15 protein-coding genes are annotated in these 15,284 nt (G+C 65.8%); 4 read left to right on the forward strand and 11 right to left on the reverse strand.

Features of this window, described 5'->3' with window-relative positions; genetic code table 11:
- Nucleotides 1-48: 48 nt before the first annotated feature.
- The 3 genes from JVX90_RS03300 to JVX90_RS03310 are packed head-to-tail and all read left to right on the forward strand — an operon-like array spanning nucleotide 49 to nucleotide 2,128.
- Nucleotides 49-450 (forward strand): hypothetical protein, encoded by a 402-nt coding sequence (locus tag JVX90_RS03300; protein ID WP_205331034.1) that lies wholly within the window; start codon nucleotides 49-51, stop codon nucleotides 448-450.
- Between the two features lie 40 nt (nucleotides 451-490).
- On the forward strand, nucleotides 491-1,258 hold the full coding sequence (gene aqpZ, locus JVX90_RS03305) for an aquaporin Z (RefSeq protein WP_205331035.1): 768 nt from the start codon (nucleotides 491-493) through the stop codon (nucleotides 1,256-1,258).
- Nucleotides 1,259-1,300: 42 nt separating this feature from the next.
- On the forward strand, nucleotides 1,301-2,128 hold the full coding sequence (locus JVX90_RS03310) for an alpha/beta hydrolase (RefSeq protein ID WP_205331036.1): 828 nt from the start codon (nucleotides 1,301-1,303) through the stop codon (nucleotides 2,126-2,128).
- A gap of 12 nt (nucleotides 2,129-2,140) precedes the next feature.
- Here the strand turns inward: JVX90_RS03310 and JVX90_RS03315 are convergent, their stop codons facing one another.
- From JVX90_RS03315 to JVX90_RS03325, 3 genes are all read right to left on the reverse strand, one after another.
- Complete coding sequence (locus JVX90_RS03315; RefSeq protein ID WP_205332253.1) at nucleotides 2,141-2,962, reverse strand: SDR family NAD(P)-dependent oxidoreductase; 822 nt, start codon at nucleotides 2,960-2,962, stop codon at nucleotides 2,141-2,143.
- A 52-nt stretch (nucleotides 2,963-3,014) separates the two neighbouring features.
- Nucleotides 3,015-3,176 carry a hypothetical protein gene (locus tag JVX90_RS03320; RefSeq protein WP_205331037.1) on the reverse strand — a complete coding sequence of 54 codons (162 nt, stop codon included), beginning with the start codon at nucleotides 3,174-3,176 and terminating at the stop codon, nucleotides 3,015-3,017.
- 82 nt (nucleotides 3,177-3,258) lie between these two features.
- Nucleotides 3,259-4,665, reverse strand: a complete 1,407-nt coding sequence (locus JVX90_RS03325; protein ID WP_205331038.1) for a cellulase family glycosylhydrolase — start codon at nucleotides 4,663-4,665, stop codon at nucleotides 3,259-3,261.
- A gap of 85 nt (nucleotides 4,666-4,750) precedes the next feature.
- Here JVX90_RS03325 and JVX90_RS03330 point away from each other — a divergent pair, with 85 nt between their 5' ends.
- Nucleotides 4,751-5,902, forward strand: coding sequence for a DUF3089 domain-containing protein (locus tag JVX90_RS03330; protein ID WP_205331039.1), 1,152 nt, complete (start codon nucleotides 4,751-4,753; stop codon nucleotides 5,900-5,902).
- A 57-nt stretch (nucleotides 5,903-5,959) separates the two neighbouring features.
- On the opposite strand, the gene JVX90_RS03335 is transcribed toward JVX90_RS03330, so the two are convergent.
- The 8 genes from JVX90_RS03335 to JVX90_RS03370 form a co-directional block, all read right to left on the reverse strand.
- Complete coding sequence (locus JVX90_RS03335; RefSeq protein WP_205331040.1) at nucleotides 5,960-6,649, reverse strand: hypothetical protein; 690 nt, start codon at nucleotides 6,647-6,649, stop codon at nucleotides 5,960-5,962.
- Between the two features lie 19 nt (nucleotides 6,650-6,668).
- On the reverse strand, nucleotides 6,669-8,132 hold the full coding sequence (locus JVX90_RS03340; RefSeq protein ID WP_205331041.1) for a serine/threonine-protein kinase: 1,464 nt from the start codon (nucleotides 8,130-8,132) through the stop codon (nucleotides 6,669-6,671).
- A gap of 30 nt (nucleotides 8,133-8,162) precedes the next feature.
- On the reverse strand, nucleotides 8,163-8,795 hold the full coding sequence (locus tag JVX90_RS03345; RefSeq protein WP_205331042.1) for a TetR family transcriptional regulator: 633 nt from the start codon (nucleotides 8,793-8,795) through the stop codon (nucleotides 8,163-8,165).
- A gap of 2 nt (nucleotides 8,796-8,797) precedes the next feature.
- Nucleotides 8,798-11,041: an MMPL family transporter gene (locus tag JVX90_RS03350; protein WP_205331043.1), complete on the reverse strand. Its 2,244-nt coding sequence runs from the start codon at nucleotides 11,039-11,041 to the stop codon at nucleotides 8,798-8,800.
- A gap of 38 nt (nucleotides 11,042-11,079) precedes the next feature.
- Complete coding sequence (locus JVX90_RS03355; protein ID WP_205331044.1) at nucleotides 11,080-12,474, reverse strand: YibE/F family protein; 1,395 nt, start codon at nucleotides 12,472-12,474, stop codon at nucleotides 11,080-11,082.
- 58 nt (nucleotides 12,475-12,532) lie between these two features.
- Nucleotides 12,533-13,690, reverse strand: a complete 1,158-nt coding sequence (locus JVX90_RS03360; RefSeq protein WP_205331045.1) for an acyl-CoA dehydrogenase family protein — start codon at nucleotides 13,688-13,690, stop codon at nucleotides 12,533-12,535.
- A gap of 40 nt (nucleotides 13,691-13,730) precedes the next feature.
- Nucleotides 13,731-14,312, reverse strand: a complete 582-nt coding sequence (locus tag JVX90_RS03365) for a TetR family transcriptional regulator (RefSeq protein WP_205331046.1) — start codon at nucleotides 14,310-14,312, stop codon at nucleotides 13,731-13,733.
- Nucleotides 14,313-14,428: 116 nt separating this feature from the next.
- Complete coding sequence (locus tag JVX90_RS03370; protein ID WP_240194044.1) at nucleotides 14,429-15,238, reverse strand: endonuclease domain-containing protein; 810 nt, start codon at nucleotides 15,236-15,238, stop codon at nucleotides 14,429-14,431.
- Nucleotides 15,239-15,284 lie beyond the last annotated feature (46 nt).

The following is a 15,284-nucleotide window of genomic DNA, read 5'->3' on the forward strand; positions in this document are numbered from 1 at the left end:
GTCCGAACCGAGTCAGCGATCGCTGAAGAACCGGTCATACTGAGACCCATGGCCATCAAGTCCTCGGCGGACTCCGAGCGCACTGGCGCGGACCGGCAACGCCTTCGCAAGCTCGCGCAGGCGGCGCTCAACGCCGACCAGACGGTCAACCAGGTCGAAGACCTCCTCAGCGAGATGGGCCCGGTGTTGACGGGCTTGGGCAAGACGACTGCCGATCTCGACGGGACCCTCGAGAAGCTCGAGGTAACCCTCGACAAGTTCGGGACCACCCTGGTCCGCGTCGACGAGACGGTCACACGGATGGCGAGCGTCGTCGCGCGCCTCGAAGCGGTCGTGAGCCGCGTCGAGAGCGTCGTCGTCATCGCCGAGACCGCATTGCGTCCCATCGGGATGGTGGAGTCCGCAGGTCGGGCTGTCGCCGAACGGCTGGGCATCATTCACACCGACTGAGCACGGGGCCGGCCGGTGATCAAGGAGAGAAGGAGCACGTATGAGCGACACCATCTCGACGCCGGCCAAATGGCTGGCGGAATTGTTCGGAACCTTCTGGCTGGTCTTCGGCGGCTGCGGCAGTGCGATCTTCGCCGCCAAAGTCGTCGCCGCCGATGAGGCGACGAGTTCGAGCATTCAGCTCGGCATCGGATTCCTCGGTGTGGCACTGGCCTTCGGTCTCACTGTCGTGACGATGGCATACGCCGTCGGACACATCTCGGGCGGGCATTTCAATCCCGCCGTCACGCTCGGCGCCGCAGTCAGCGGTCGCCTTCCGTGGCGTGAACTGCCGGGATACTGGGTCTCGCAAGTGGTCGGGGGTCTGCTCGCCGGCCTGGCGCTGCTCGTGATCGCCAAGGGGCAAGACGGCTTCACCGCCGAAGGCAATATGGCGGCGAACGGCTACGGGGAGCACTCGCCCAACGGTTACGCCCTCGGCGCGGTGATCCTCGCCGAAGTGATTCTCACGGCGTTCTTCCTGATCGTGATCCTCGGTGCTACCGACGGCCGCGCGCCGAAGGGCTTCGGACCGTTGGCGATCGGCCTGTCGCTGACGCTCATCCACCTCATCTCGATCCCGATCTCCAACACCTCGGTGAACCCGGCCCGATCGACAGCCGTCGCATTCTTCAACGGCAACGGCGCCCCCGGACAGTTGTGGGTGTTCTGGGTCGCACCGCTGATCGGCGGACTCATCGGCGGGCTGCTGTACCCGCTGCTGTTCGAGAACGGAAAGCTCGCCATCGGCGGAACCAAGGAGGAATGACCCCGAGGGGAACGACAGTGTGATCGGCGCTACTCTGCTCTGATGCAGACTTCGACAGCGTCGATCACCGGTCGCCACGACAACACCATCGTCTACGACGTCCACCGGCCCGACATCGAGCCGGTGGGCGTCGTTGTCATCGCCCACGGACTCGGCGAACACGCAGGTCGGTACCACCACGTCGCGCGAGCGATCACCGACCGGGGCTATGTCGCGGTGATCCCGGATCACGCAGGGCACGGACGCTCCACCGGAAAACGCTTGGGCGTCACCGACTTCAGCGACTTCATCGCCGACCTGCACAGTGTGATCGGAGTGGCCGCCTCCGACCGCAGGCCGCGTTTCCTGATCGGCCACAGCATGGGCGGCGCCATCGCGCTGTCGTACGCTCTCGATCACCCGGAGATGCTCGACGGACTGATCCTGTCCGGACCGGCGATCGTGCCCGGAGCCGATCTGCCCGCTCCGCTGATCAAGCTCGCGCCGATCCTCGGCAAGATCGCGCCCTGGCTGCCGTCGGCAGCCTTGTCTGCGTCAGCGGTCAGCCGCGATCCGGAAGTCGTCGCCGCCTACGAAGCCGACCCGCTCGTCTGGCACGGCAAGATCCCCGCCGGTTTGGGCGGAGCGCTCATCGGTGCGATGGCGACGTTCCCCGACCGCCTCCCGACTCTCACCATGCCGACGCTCGTCCTGCACGGCGGCGACGACGTCCTCGCCAACCCGGAAGGCAGCCGGATCGTCGAACGGCACGCGGGGAGCAGCGACCTCACGGTCACGATCCTTCCGGGGCTGTACCACGAGATATTCAACGAACCTGAACGCGACGAAGTGATCACCACCGTCACGGACTGGATCGTCGCGCATTCGTAGACGCTCAGCGAGTCAGATGCCGGAGCGGCCGATCAGGCGGTTGACAGTGCGCGGGGAGAACACGCCGACTGCCCGTAAGACGACCGCATAACGCGGATACAACTCGGCCGGCCGCTGCTCGACGGCTCTCAGCAGCCACTGGGCGGCCTGCTCGGACGTGAGAGCGGGGGCGTCGTCATACGATGCAGTCGGCGCGATCATCGGTGTCCGCACCAACGGGAAACCCGCATTGGTGACGACAACTCCGGTGCCCTCGCACTCGCCGTCCAACGACCGCCCGAAGGCCGCGAGTGCGGCCTTCGATGCGTGATAGGCCGCGAACTTGGGCATCGCGCCCGCAGTGACGCCCCACGTGACTACGTTGACGATCTGACCGCGGCCGGCGTCGACCATCGCGGGCAGCAGCCCGAGGATCAGGGCGACAGGCCCGAAGTAGTTGAGCGCCATGGTGCGCTCGTAATCGTGGAACCGGTCGACGGTGTCCAGGGTGCTGCGACGGATGGACCGACCGGCGTTGTTGATCACCACGTCCGGCGGACCGAACCGATCGAGCACGTCGGCCGCGAGCCTGCGGGCGTCGTCCGGGTCTGAGAGATCGGCCGTCATCGCGTGCGCCGAGCCGTGGGCCGCCACTATCGCATCACACGTGACTTGGAGTGCTTCAAGATTGCGGGCGACGGCAACGATGGTCGCTCCACGCGAAGCCAGCAGATGCGCTGCGGCTTCACCGATCCCAGACGACGCGCCGGTCACGACGATGGTCTTCCCCGTCAGGTCGACCGGGCCGTCGATGATGCGTCGAAAGTCGGAGAGGCTGCGCGGCGGATTCAGCATGGCGTCGACCGCGGTGTGCAACACGGACGAGACCAGCCCCGGCGCAGACACGCTACTTGTACTTCTTGACGATCTGCAGAACCTCGTCGGCGTCGATGTTCTTCGCGATGAGCTTGCCGTTCTTCACCTTCCGAATGCTGTACAGGTCAGCCTTCTTCGCGACGGCCACATGGAGTCCGGCCTTCTTCGCCTTCTTGTTCAGATCTTCCAGCACGACTGGATGGTAACCGGTGAAAGTGAACGGCAACGCACTGTCCCGCATGAGGGCCAGAACTGGCCGTGAAAAGGGATGAGCATCACTTCGCGGTGACCGACACGGAGACCGGTCCGGAGCCGTCTGCGGACACGTGGAGACGACCGTCGGACGCCGTCGTGTACTGTCCGCCGGTCACCTGGACGTTGTATCCGTTCGGGTAGTGCACCGATGACGGGTAGATGACCGTGGGAGCGCTGATCGCCGAGTTGGGACGGTAGGTGAACGAGAACGCGCCGGTCGACGTGTCGAACGTCATTGCGCCGGGACGTCCCGCGGTGGCCTGCGGGTATGTGCGAACCAGTTGGCGGGCGACTCCGGACAGCGACTGACCGCTCGTGTAGTGCCAGTACGTCCAGCCGACGAACCGCTTGTCTGCACGATCGAGAGTCTGGCTCAGCACCGTCGAGTCGACGTCGCCGAACTCGGTGATCACCACGGGTTTGCCGGTGCGGCGGAACACCTCGTCGACATGCGTCCACGTGAGGCCCTGTTGCGCCGAGCACAGTGAGCGCAGTCCCGCCGGCAGCCCGAGGTAGATCGCGAGCTGCGACGGGATGCAGTAGTCGTGGGGTGCGATCACCACGTTGCGGTCCTTGATGCGCTTGAGACCCATGTACGACGGCATCATCTGATTCCAGGTGACGTTCGGCTCCCAGTAGACCGGAACCGTCGGGTCGCCCTGACGCACATACCGGGTGAGCTTCGACATCGTGTTCTGATACTGCACGTCGAACAGCGGGCAGCCGATCGGGAAGCAGGTCAGAGCCGCTGTGCCCGGCCACGGCTCGTTGAGAAGTTCGATGCCCATCACTCCCGCGTGGCCCTTGAGCCCCGCGGCGAGTGCCTTGAGTGCGGTGCCCAGGTGGTCGACGATTCCGTTGCGGTTGGTCCACACCTCGTCCCACGCGGCGTTCATGCTGGGCATCAGGTAGTACAGCGGAAAGCCGGGGTTCGGCTCACCGGGCAACGGGCGTGACTTCACGGCCCACGCGGGGAACCCATTGCCGCCCCACGGCGACGACATTCCGTCCTGGTGATTGTCGAGAAGCGTGCGGATGCCGTGATCGGCGAGCATGTCGACCACGGCGGTCACGCGCCCGATGTAGTCCTCGTCGACGTTGCCCTTCGTCGGCATCAGGGCGTCGAACGAGACGCCGAGGCGCACGGAGTTGAATCCGTACCCGGCGAGTTTCGCGGCGTCGGCCGCGGTGACGGTGAATCCGTCGCCGGCCTTGAGGTACGGCGCCTCCTTGTCGACGTTGTTCACACCGTGATTCAGCACCACGCGACCTGCTGCGTCGACGATCGAGGTGCCGCGTGTGTGCAGCGCACTCACCGCGAGAGGGTCGGCGGGAGCGGCGGCCGCCTGCGGTGCGACGACCAGGGTGGACGACACGACGGCGCCGACGGTGACGATGAGCGCGGCGATGCTGCGAGGCAGAGACATGGCCGCACCCTACTCATGAGTCAGATCACTGTGACAGTGTCTAGGGGTCGAATGTCACAGATCGCATGCCTGGAGAGGGATATTCATGCCATTTCGTCGTAACGGACCATTCTTCGTACTCGTGGCGGCTGTCGCCGTCGTGGCCGGTCTGCTCGTGGTTCCGCCGCCGCCGGCGTCCGCCGCGCCCGCGGTGCAGTGGTTGTGTCGCCCGGGGGCCCTTGACCCCTGTGATCTGAAGAACGATCGCACGGACCTCCTCACACGGAAGACTCATCCGGCCACCGTGACGCCGGAATCGGCGAAGAAGGCCGACTGCTTCTACGTCTATCCGACCGTGACCGACCAGCCGTCCCTGCTGGCCGACAAGAAGGCCGTCCCGTCGGTCCAGTCGATCGCTCGTTTCCAAGCAGCGTCGTTCAACGACCTGTGCCGCGTGTACGCGCCGGTCTACCGCCAGATGACCCTGTGGGGTCTCAGCCCGGCGATGATGGCGTCCTGGGTCGGCAACCGCGACATCCCCAACACGTCGTACGGCGACGTGAAGCGCGCGTGGCAGAAGTACCTCCGCGACGACAACAAGGGACGACCGGTGATCTTCATCGGACACTCGCAGGGGACCATGATGCTGCGCAAGCTGATCCGCGAGGAGATCGACCCGAAGCCGGAGTTGCGCCGCAAAATGGTCGGCGCCTTCCTGATGGGCGGCAACGTGATGACGGCGAGGGGGAAGACCACCGGAGGTGACTTCCGGAACACTCCCGTCTGCACCCGCCGTGCGCAGACCGGCTGTGTGGTCGCCTACTCCACCGAACTGGTCGGCCTCCCGTCGTTGTTCGGCAACAGCAGTCTCGATGCGCTCAGCAGCCCGATGAACCTGCCCACCGGTCCGGCTTTCCAGGTCGCGTGCACCGATCCGGACAAGCTCAGCGGCGACTACAGCCCGGCCGCCGCCACAGTGCCCAGCCGTCCGTATGCGGCGAGCATGATCGCATTCCTGATGAACGTCTCGACGTTCCCGGGGACCCTGCCGACGTCGAAGTCGACCTGGACCACCGGGCCCGGTCGGTGGAAGGTGAACTGTGTGAACCCGAACGGATTCCACCGCCTGCACGCAACACCGGTGATCCCGCAGCATTTCAACGAACTGCCGCTGTTCGATTCGCACCTCGTCGACTTGAACCTCGGCATCGAGAAACTGCACTCGATCGCGGCTCAGCAACTCGCCGCCTACCACTGACTCACGTTGGCGGCGTTTCTCAGAGCTGGGACGGGAAACGCCGCCAACGTTCGCGCCCTAGTCGGCGGGGCCCGACTCCAACGCTGCGCGGACCCTGATCTCCAACGCCGAGGTCCCCGCGGCAGGCAGGTTGATCAGGCCGTCCAACTCGGTGCGGGCCCGTTCGTACGCCTGGCGGCGTTCCTGCGGTGACGCGCCGTCGTCCATCGCCAGTGCCAGCAACCGCTGGGCCCGGGACAGCCGTTCCTGCTCCACCGGACTGAAATCCGAACGTCGACGGCGTTTGGCCTCCTGTTCGGCCAGGTCGAGGGACGTCGTGTAGTCGTGCACGGCGTCGCGGTAGGACCGGACGGCGGCCGGATCGGCGGCGTCGTCCGCAGACGGCCGGAGGAGTTCGGCACGACTTCGGGCGCGATGAAACTTCTCCGTCAGCGGCTCGCGAAGGTCGACGAGCATCGGGTAGTCGAGAAGGGTCGCGAGATCGGTTTCATGGGTGAACCACCGTTCGTCGGTGGCGTTGTGATCGGCGACCGCGGACGCGAGCTCCCGCTGCACCGAGGCGGCGTCGATCCGCCCTCGACTCTCCGCCTCCGCTCGGGCGACGCTCGTCTCCTGTTTGATGCGATACCGCTCGAGGCTGCGTTGAGCACGCCGTTCGTTCCACGCGGAGACGGCCCGAATCGCGCCGCCGATCGATCCGCCGAACACGAACACGAGCCACCAGTACTGGCCGATGACGCCCCACATGGCTCTATTGTGCCGTGGTTCAGCAGATCTCGGTGCCCACCGGAGTCGTGTCGTCGAGGTAGCGGGCATACACCTCGCCGCCGATCGAGGCCTTCTTCGCGCAGGTGGCGGCCACCGATGAACCCTCGTAGTAGACCGCGTAGATGGGGCTTCCGTCGTCGTACGCCTGGCGCATCGACGAACAGGAATTGTCGGTGCGCAGGTACTCCGCGCCCGGATTCGCGGCGAGTGCCGCGCCGACCTGCTCCTCGTACCGGCCGGGAGTGGTCGCATTGAACACGATCAGAATGCTCTGCCCATTGCATTCGGGGACAGTGATCGGTGTCGACAGTCCGAGATCGTTCCGGTCGCGGGCCGTTGTCGGACGAATGGCGGTCTCGGTGACCGTGGTGGCGGTCGCTGTCGGCGTGGATGCCGAGATGGTCGTCGTGGACACCGCGACACTCGTCGGCGAGGCCGCAACCGGATCCGTGTCTGAGTTCTTCATGGCCACCCAGACCGCGCCGGCGCCCGCGAGCAGTGCGACTGCTGCGACAGCAGTGGCGATGAGAGCCACACGACCGCTGTTCGACGCCGGAGCAGGTTGTGCGTTGGGATGCATCATCGGTTGGTACGGCATCGCCGGGGCGGGGTGCGGCGCACGAACGGGTGCGACCAGAGTCGGCGTGTGACGGCCCGCGAGTGCATCTTTCGCGGCGGCGGCGAACGCGCCGCACGTGGCGATCCGCTGGGTCGGGTCTTTTGCCGTGCCCGCTGCGATCACCGGGTCGAGGACAGTGCCGGTTGGTGGGACGGGCCTGGTCAAGTGGCCGGTGATGATCTTCTCATAGCTGGTCGACGGGTACGGCGGACCACCCATGACCGACTCGAACAGCACACACGCCAGCGAATAGACGTCGCCGGCGGGAGTGAGCGCAACGTCGTCGGCGAACCGCTCCGGCGCCATGTACGCGAACGATCCGATCGCCGATCCGGTCGCGGTGAAGCGTGTGGCGCCGGCCGACTGCGCGATCCCGAAGTCGACGAGATACGCGAAGTCGTTGGCGTCGACGAGGATGTTCTCCGGCTTCACGTCGCGATGCAGAAGTCCGGACGCGTGTGCCGCGTCGAGCGCGCCCGCGATCTGCGCGATGAGAGCCACCGCCCGCTCGGCGGGCAGCGGTGCGTCCTTGATGAGACTCCGCAGGTCGCGGCCGTCGACGATGCGCATGTCGAGATACAGCAGCCCGTCGATCTCGCCGAAGTCGTGGATCGGGATGACGTGGGGATCGTTGAGCCGTGCGACCGTCTGCGATTCGCGCAGGAACCGGGCACGGAACTGCTCGTCGTCGGCGAGATGGGGCGGCAGGAGCTTCAGAGCGACCGTCCGGTCTTTGACCGTGTCGACGGCCTCGTACACCTCGCCCATACCGCCTCGACCGATGAGTCGGACGAGGCGGTACGGGCCGAGTTCGGTGCCGGAACGATCGGCTGCGGTGCTCATGCCGAACAGACTAATCGGGCGAGTGGCTGATCAGACCGGCAGACCCGCTTCGAGGAGGTCGATCGCCTCGATGCACTCCTCGAGTGTCGGGATCTCGCCGTTGCCGCTGTTGTCGACCACGTGGAACAGCACTCCGACAACCGCGGCGATGAACACGCGCAGACGCAGGTCGTCCGGCTTCACCCCGAGATAGTCGGCGATGAATCCGGTGGTCTCGGTGATCACCTCGTCCGCCTCGGCTTGATGCGCCGCGAACAGGGTCGGTTCGTTCTGGATCAAGTGGTAGCGAGCCATGTTCGACGCCCACTCGTCCTCGGCGGCGATCGCGAACATGTCCGACACCATGCGGCGAAGCAGGTCGAAGCGGCTGAGCCCCGGCTCGATTCCGCGGAGCATCGCCGCCCGGCGTTCGTTGTCCAGGTCGTCTTTCAGGACCACCTGTTCCTTGCTCTGGAAGTATCGGAAGAAGGTGGTGTGCGAGACGTCGGCCGCGTCGGCGATCTGCGCCACCGTGGTGGCGGTGTATCCCTGCCTTTCGAACAGGTCCATAGCGGCGGTGCGAATCGCGTTCCGGGTGCGCGCCTTGTTGCGTTCCCGTAGACCGGGCCGCGGCCCCGGGGTGTTCCCCGGGGCCGCGGTCTGGGTGGAGCTCTCGGTCGACATGGCTACTTCGCCTCGAGCGCCTCTGCGTCGGCCACCAGCGGCTCGGTGGTCTCGCCGACACCGCGGTCGCGCACCTTGCTGCCTTCGATGTCGAAGTCGACGACAAGCTTGTCGAGCCACTTCGGCAGACCCCAGGCACGGTCGCCGAGGAGGGAGATCACGGCCGGGACGACGATCATGCGGATGATGAAGGCGTCGAAGAACACTGCGATCGCAAGGGCGAAGCCCATCATCTTCGCGGTGGTGTCCGGTGCCAGCATGAACGCGGCGAACACGCTGATCATGATGATCGCGGCCGAGGTGACGACGCGGGAACCGTGACGGTAACCGGCGACGATGGCCTCCTTCGCGGACATCCCGTGCATGTACTCCTCACGCATGCGGGTGACCAGGAACACCTGGTAGTCCATCGCGAGACCGAAGACCACACCGATCAGGAAGATCGGCAGGAACGCGATGATCGGCTTGGTGTGATCGATCATGCCGAGTGCGCCGTCGGTGAAGATCCACGTGGTGATGCCGAAGGTGGCGAGCACCGAGAACAGGAAGCCGACGGTGCCGATCAACGGCACCCACAGGGAACGGAACACGCCGATCATGATCAGGAACGCGAGTCCGACCACCACCACGAGGTAGGGGATGAGGGCTTTGTCGAGCTTGGCCGACAGGTCGGACATGATGGCCGTTTGACCGCCGACGTGGATCGACGCGCCCTGCTTCTCGATGTCGCTGGAGATGCCGCGGATGTCCTCCACGAGGTCGTGGGTCTCCGGGGCCGACGGTGCGGTCTTCGGAACGATCTGGATGATCGCCGAGTTCGCGCCGACATTCGGGTTCTTCGGATCAGTGGTGCCGTTGCCCATCCACATCAGGGCGTCCGGCGAGGCGACGCCCGGGAGTTTCGCGATCTCGCTGACGGCAGTGGTCGCGGCCTTGTCGATGGTGCCGGAATCGGTGTGCAGGACAGCGATCAGCGGTCCAGCGACACCTTCGCCGAAGCCCTTGGCGACGAGTTCCTGAGCGGCCACCTCGTCGTCGGTGGTGGTGTCCATGCCGATCTGCATGCCCTTGATGGGCAGGGCGGCGGCGATCAGGATCGCGAGGCCGGCAACGATGAACACGACGGGACGCTTGACGACCATCGAGCCGAACTTCACGCCGAACGTCTCGGTCGACTCGTCGGCATCGCCGTGGCGCAGCCACGGGATGCGGGGACTGAACGCGAAGCGGCCGAACGCGCCGAGCAGCGCCGGAATGAACGTCAGGGCGGCCAGGACGGCGACGATGATCGCGAGGGCCGCACCCAGACCCATCTGGGTGATGAACGGCAGGCCGATCACCATGAGGGCGGCGACGGCGATGACCACCGTCAGGCCGGCGAAGACCACCGCCGTGCCCGCGGTGCCGACCGCTCTGCCTGCGGCGTCTTCGCGACTGCCGCCGCGATTGATCTCCGACCGGTAGCGGGACACGATGAACAGCGCGTAGTCGATGGAGACGGCGATGCCGAGCATGGTGATGATGCCGGTCGCGGCCTGGTTCACCGAGATCCACTCGGCGGACAGGGTCACTAGCATCATGGTCAGGCCGACGCCGACGAGGCCGGTGACGAGCGGGATGAACGCGGCGATCAGTGCGCCGAACGCGACGATCATGATGACGAAGGCGATTGCAAAACCGATCATCTCGGCCTTGCCCGGCTCCTCCTGTGCGGCCATCACGCCGCCGGTGGCCTCGACCTGCAGGCCGTTCACACGGTGTTTCTCGAGGACGTCGAGAAGTTCTGTCTTCGATTCGAGTTTGACGTCCATCAACTCGATGCCCTGCGGGACGGTGATCAGGCCGACGCGGCCCTGGTCACCGAGAACCGCCGACGCCATCTGTGGAGCCGCGGCTGCCGCGGTCACCGGGTTGACGATGGCGTCCTTGTTTGCCTTGGGGAGTGCCTGCAGGCCGGTGACGAGCTTGTCGATCTCGGCGGTGTGGGCGGCGAGGCCGTCCTTGGCGCCGATGACGACCGTCGTCGAGGCCTGGGACTGCGCCTTGTTGGCAGCGGGGAAGTACTCCTCCAACTGCGTCATGGCGGTGCCGCCGTCGGTGCCAGGCAATTCGAAGTCCTTGGAGAACTTCGGCTGCATGGCGTTGACGAGCGAGCCGGTGATCACGAGCGCGGCGATCCACGCGACGATCACCCACCACTTGTGCCGGAAGGAGAACCGCCCGAGGCGGAAGAGAATCGATGACATGCTAACGATTGTTAGTCACTAACAGTTTCGCCGCAACCTCAGACGGGCGTGACGTCCGTCGCCTTCCCTCCCGGGACCACCAGGGCCGCGGCCACCGCGGTGGTCAGCGGAACCGACAGCGCGAGTGCGATGCCGCCGACGAAGGCGCGTGCGAGTTCGATGGCGACCTCCTCCGAACTCAACAGTGACGACACCGGCTGGCCCGCCACGGAGAACAACAGGAGCAGTGGGAGTGCACTGCCCGCGTAGGCGAACACGAGCGTGTACACGGTGCTCGCGATGTGGTCGCGCCCGACGCGCATCGCTGCGCGGAATGCGCCGAGTCGTGTCTGATTCGGCATCGCGGCCAGCTCGAAGGTGGCCGACGCCTGGGTGATCGTGACGTCGTTCAACACGCCCAGGGTGCCGATCACAAAGCCCGCGAGCAGCAGACCTTGGAGCGAGATCGTGCCCTGATACATCTGCAGGTTCGTCGTCGACGACGCCGACAGTCCGGTGAGTGACAGGGTCGAGATCGCGGCATTGCTCAACAGGCCGGCGACGACCAGCGACAGCAGAGTTCCGACCAGCGCCGCACTGGTGCGCAGGTTGACGCCGTGGGCGAGGTAGAGAACGGCGAACAGAATGGCCGCCGCGGACACGATCGCGACGATCACCACGTCGTTGCCGTCCAGGATCGACGGCAGCGTGAAGAAACCGAGGACCGCGAATGCTATCGCCAGGCCGATGATGGCGCGAAGGCCGCGCCAGGTGGCGACGACCACGACTGCGAGCACGAAGGCGATCGCCCAGAAGATCAGCGGGGTGCCGCGAGCGAAGTCGTAGAACGCGTAGCGCACCGAGGCCGTCGACGATTCGGCGCTCTGATCGGGCATCGCGCTGACTTTGATCGAGTCGTCGACCGCGAGACGGGGTTGACCGGGCTGCGGGTCGTCGGGTGCGCCGACGGACATATTCGCGGAGTCGGGTCCAGTGCCTGCCTGGGCTTTGTTCGTCGGAATCGACAAGACCGTGTACCGGCCTTCGTCAGGGCCCGACTTCAGTGCCAGCACGGTCGCGATGCACGGACCGCCGGTTGTCGGAATCTGCGGGAAATCGGCTGTCGGGACGCCTGCGTCGATCATCGAGCAGTCGGTGCGAGTCTGCGCGACGACATCGGCCTCGTACACCTGGAGTGGCCCGCCGTCCGACGACTTGTACTGCATCGGGATCGGGTGAGAGGCGTTCGACGGCCACGTCAGGAACACGCCAACGGACACGAACACGGCCGCCGCGGCGAGGACGACGATGACGGCCGGTTTGGCGAACCGAGTGAGGGTCCCCGGGATGTCCCCACCGTGCGAATGGTGGTGATGGTGCTCGTGCGTGGCAGACGCAAGAGGAGGGCGTGAGACCTCCGGCTGCGGATCTGGGTCCGGTAGTCGGTGGCTCACGCCCTCCGAGTCTGCCCGAAAGCGGCCGCGGCCGCTCTCTCGGGCTGGTGACCTGTGGTTACAGGCCCATGTTCTTGGCGATGATCGAGCGCATGACCTCGCTCGTGCCGCCGTAGATGCGGTTGACGCGGTTGTCCGCGTACAGGCGAGCGATCGGGTACTCGTTCATGTAGCCGTAGCCGCCGTGCAGTTGGAGGCAGCGATCGATGATGTCGGCCGCGGCCTCGGTGCAGAACAGCTTGGCCGAAGCGGCGTCCGCTGCTGACAGCTCCTTGCGGTCGTACGCCTCCAGAGCGCGGTCGACGACAGCCTCCATCGCGTCGGCCTGCGCCTGGCATGCGGCGAGCTCGAACTTGGTGTTCTGGAATGCTGCGACCGGCTTGCCGAAGACGTTGCGCTCGAGCGTGTAGTCCTTCGCGAAGCGGATCGCCGCCACTGCCTGCGCGTACGCGCCGACGGCGATCGACAGGCGCTCGCGGGGAAGATGCTGGCCCAGGTAGTAGAAGCCCTGGTTCTCCTCGCCGAGGAGGTCCTCGACCGGAACCAGCACGTCGGTGAACGACAGCTCGGCGGTGTCCGAGGTGCGCAGGCCCAGCTTGTCGAGCTTGCGGCCGATCTCGAAGCCCTTGGTCTTGGTGTCGACCACGAGCAGCGTGATGCCGAAACGGCGGTCGGACTCGCTCGGAGCCGAGGTGCGGGCGCAGACGATCACGCGATCGGCGTTGACGCCGCCGGTGATGAAGGTCTTCGCGCCGTTCAGGACGTAGTGGGTGCCGTCCTCGGTGAGCTTGGCAGTGGTGCGCATGCCCGCGAGGTCCGAACCGGTGCCCGGCTCGGTCATGGCGATGGCGAACATCGTCTCACCGGACGCCATACCGGGGAGCCAACGCTGCTTCTGCTCTTCGTTCGCGTGCTTGAGCAGGTAGGGGAGGCACAGCGGGATGTGCGCTGCGCTGCCGCCGAGGCTGACGCCGGCGCGCGCCATCTCCTCGGTGACGACGGCCTCGAACTTGTACGAGTCGATGCCTGCGCCGCCGTACTCCTCCGGGACCTCGATGCCGAAGAGGCCGAGCTCGCCCACCTTGAGGTAGAAGTCGCGCGGGACGATGCCGTTCTCGAGCCACTCGTCGTACACGGGCACGATCTGGGTCTCGATGAATGCGCGAACAGTCTCGCGGAACGCATCGTGGTCTTCGTTGTAGATCTCGCGGCGCATCGCCGCCTCCTTCATTGTGTCGACTGGAACTGATGTCGGGTCAGGCTGCGCCCACCATGCGCAGGGAGAGGTCGGCGAAGTAGTCGCCGACCGCTTGCGGGCTCCAGGATCGACCGTCGCGGAACCACCGCGACACGTCGACGGCCAGGGAGGCGACCGCGGTGGTGGTCATGGGGATGTCGCCGATCGTGAACGCGCCCTCTGCGACTCCCGCGTCGAGGACCGCCGTGATCGCGACGTCGATTCCGACTCGCATCTCGACGATCTCGGTGAGATGGTCGGGTTCGAGGCGGGTGAACTCGTAGTTCACCACGCGTGAGCTCGCGTGATTCTGCGCGTGGTAGACGATGAAGTCCCGGACCAGGGTCCGTAACCGCGTCGTCGCGTCGGCGTCGAGGGCGACCGCGGCCTGCACGATCTCAAGCAGCTCGCGGTGGCCTTTTCGGCTGATCTCGTAGAGCAGTTCCTCTTTCGACGAGTAGTGCACGTACACCGCCGCCGGGCTCATGCCCGCCGCCGCTGCGATGTGCCGGGTGCTCGTCCCGTGGAAACCATGATCGGCGAACGACGCCATCGCGCCGTCGAGGAGCCGCTGGCGCGTCAGCTCAGACTTGGATGACATCGCGACTCCTTTCTGGCACTCTAGAAATAAGCGATCGCTTATTTCGCGTTAGATGATACCTCAGACGCAATCGAAGGCACGATCGCGGACATCTCGACGGCGGGGTGCCCGTCTTGTCAAGACGCGATGAGCGGCCTGAGATGGTCGCCGCGTCGGATGATCTCCATGAGGAGCGGTCCGATGTCGTCCCACTGGTACACGACCTGCTGGTAGGTGAGCCGGATCGGTCGATACCCGAGCGTCCACGCGGTGAGGTCGCGTAGACGGTCCTTCTCGAACTGTGACGGATCGACGTGGTACTCGGCTCCGTCGACCTCGATGATCATGGACCGCCCGACCACCAGGTCGACGCGCCCGACTCCCGGAATCTGGACCTGCGGTCGGATCCTACGGTTGGGGGCACGTAGACGCAGTCGGACCATCGTCTCGGTGCCGGACTCTGCGCGGCCGTCGACGGCCGCCAGAGCGCGATGAACCGATCGAGGGGCACTGCCGAACTCCGCCTCCAATTCGGACGGAGCCATCAGTCGTCGGTTGAGGACGGAATCGCAGATGACGATGAAATCCTCCGACGGCAAGCAGTGAGCTGCGTGTCTGAGCGCTGTGGGGAGGTCATCGACGGCGTCGTCGGCGGGCGGTTGGCCGCCATGCTGCCTGCACCACGTTGGATGCATACGTGCTCGGCCGATGCCTCGGACGTGGAACTTCGTCGTCGGAGGCGTCCAAACTCCGTGTAGGCGTAGCGCCGACGAGCAGGTGAGGACTCCACCGGCCTGCACCGCGCGAACGGCGTCGGGGTGTGCGGTGGGCGTCGCTAGCCAGCCGTGCCTGATCTGCGTTAATGAACCGTCGGCGATCGCGCGGTCCACGGCTGCGCGCGGCATCCGGTCGAGCAGCTTCCCCCGCCTGAACACCCCCAAGTCCACGGGTACAGCCTGCCTCAGGGCTAAGTCATTCGGGAGGTTTCGTAAA

The organism is Gordonia sp. PDNC005, assembly GCF_016919385.1.
Classification (GTDB): domain Bacteria; phylum Actinomycetota; class Actinomycetes; order Mycobacteriales; family Mycobacteriaceae; genus Gordonia.

Excerpts from the sequence above, each read along its gene's own strand:
- JVX90_RS03300 (WP_205331034.1), top strand. The coding sequence starts at position 49 with ATGGCCATCAAGTCCTCGGCGGACTCCGAGCGCACTGGCGCGGACCGG.
- aqpZ (WP_205331035.1), top strand. The coding sequence starts at position 491 with ATGAGCGACACCATCTCGACGCCGGCCAAATGGCTGGCGGAATTGTTC.
- JVX90_RS03310 (WP_205331036.1), top strand. The coding sequence starts at position 1,301 with ATGCAGACTTCGACAGCGTCGATCACCGGTCGCCACGACAACACCATC.
- JVX90_RS03315 (WP_205332253.1), bottom strand. The coding sequence starts at position 2,962 with ATGCTGAATCCGCCGCGCAGCCTCTCCGACTTTCGACGCATCATCGAC.
- JVX90_RS03325 (WP_205331038.1), bottom strand. The coding sequence starts at position 4,665 with ATGTCTCTGCCTCGCAGCATCGCCGCGCTCATCGTCACCGTCGGCGCC.
- JVX90_RS03330 (WP_205331039.1), top strand. The coding sequence starts at position 4,751 with ATGCCATTTCGTCGTAACGGACCATTCTTCGTACTCGTGGCGGCTGTC.
- JVX90_RS03335 (WP_205331040.1), bottom strand. The coding sequence starts at position 6,649 with ATGTGGGGCGTCATCGGCCAGTACTGGTGGCTCGTGTTCGTGTTCGGC.
- JVX90_RS03340 (WP_205331041.1), bottom strand. The coding sequence starts at position 8,132 with ATGAGCACCGCAGCCGATCGTTCCGGCACCGAACTCGGCCCGTACCGC.
- JVX90_RS03345 (WP_205331042.1), bottom strand. The coding sequence starts at position 8,795 with ATGTCGACCGAGAGCTCCACCCAGACCGCGGCCCCGGGGAACACCCCG.
- JVX90_RS03350 (WP_205331043.1), bottom strand. The coding sequence starts at position 11,041 with ATGTCATCGATTCTCTTCCGCCTCGGGCGGTTCTCCTTCCGGCACAAG.
- JVX90_RS03360 (WP_205331045.1), bottom strand. The coding sequence starts at position 13,690 with ATGCGCCGCGAGATCTACAACGAAGACCACGATGCGTTCCGCGAGACT.
- JVX90_RS03365 (WP_205331046.1), bottom strand. The coding sequence starts at position 14,312 with ATGTCATCCAAGTCTGAGCTGACGCGCCAGCGGCTCCTCGACGGCGCG.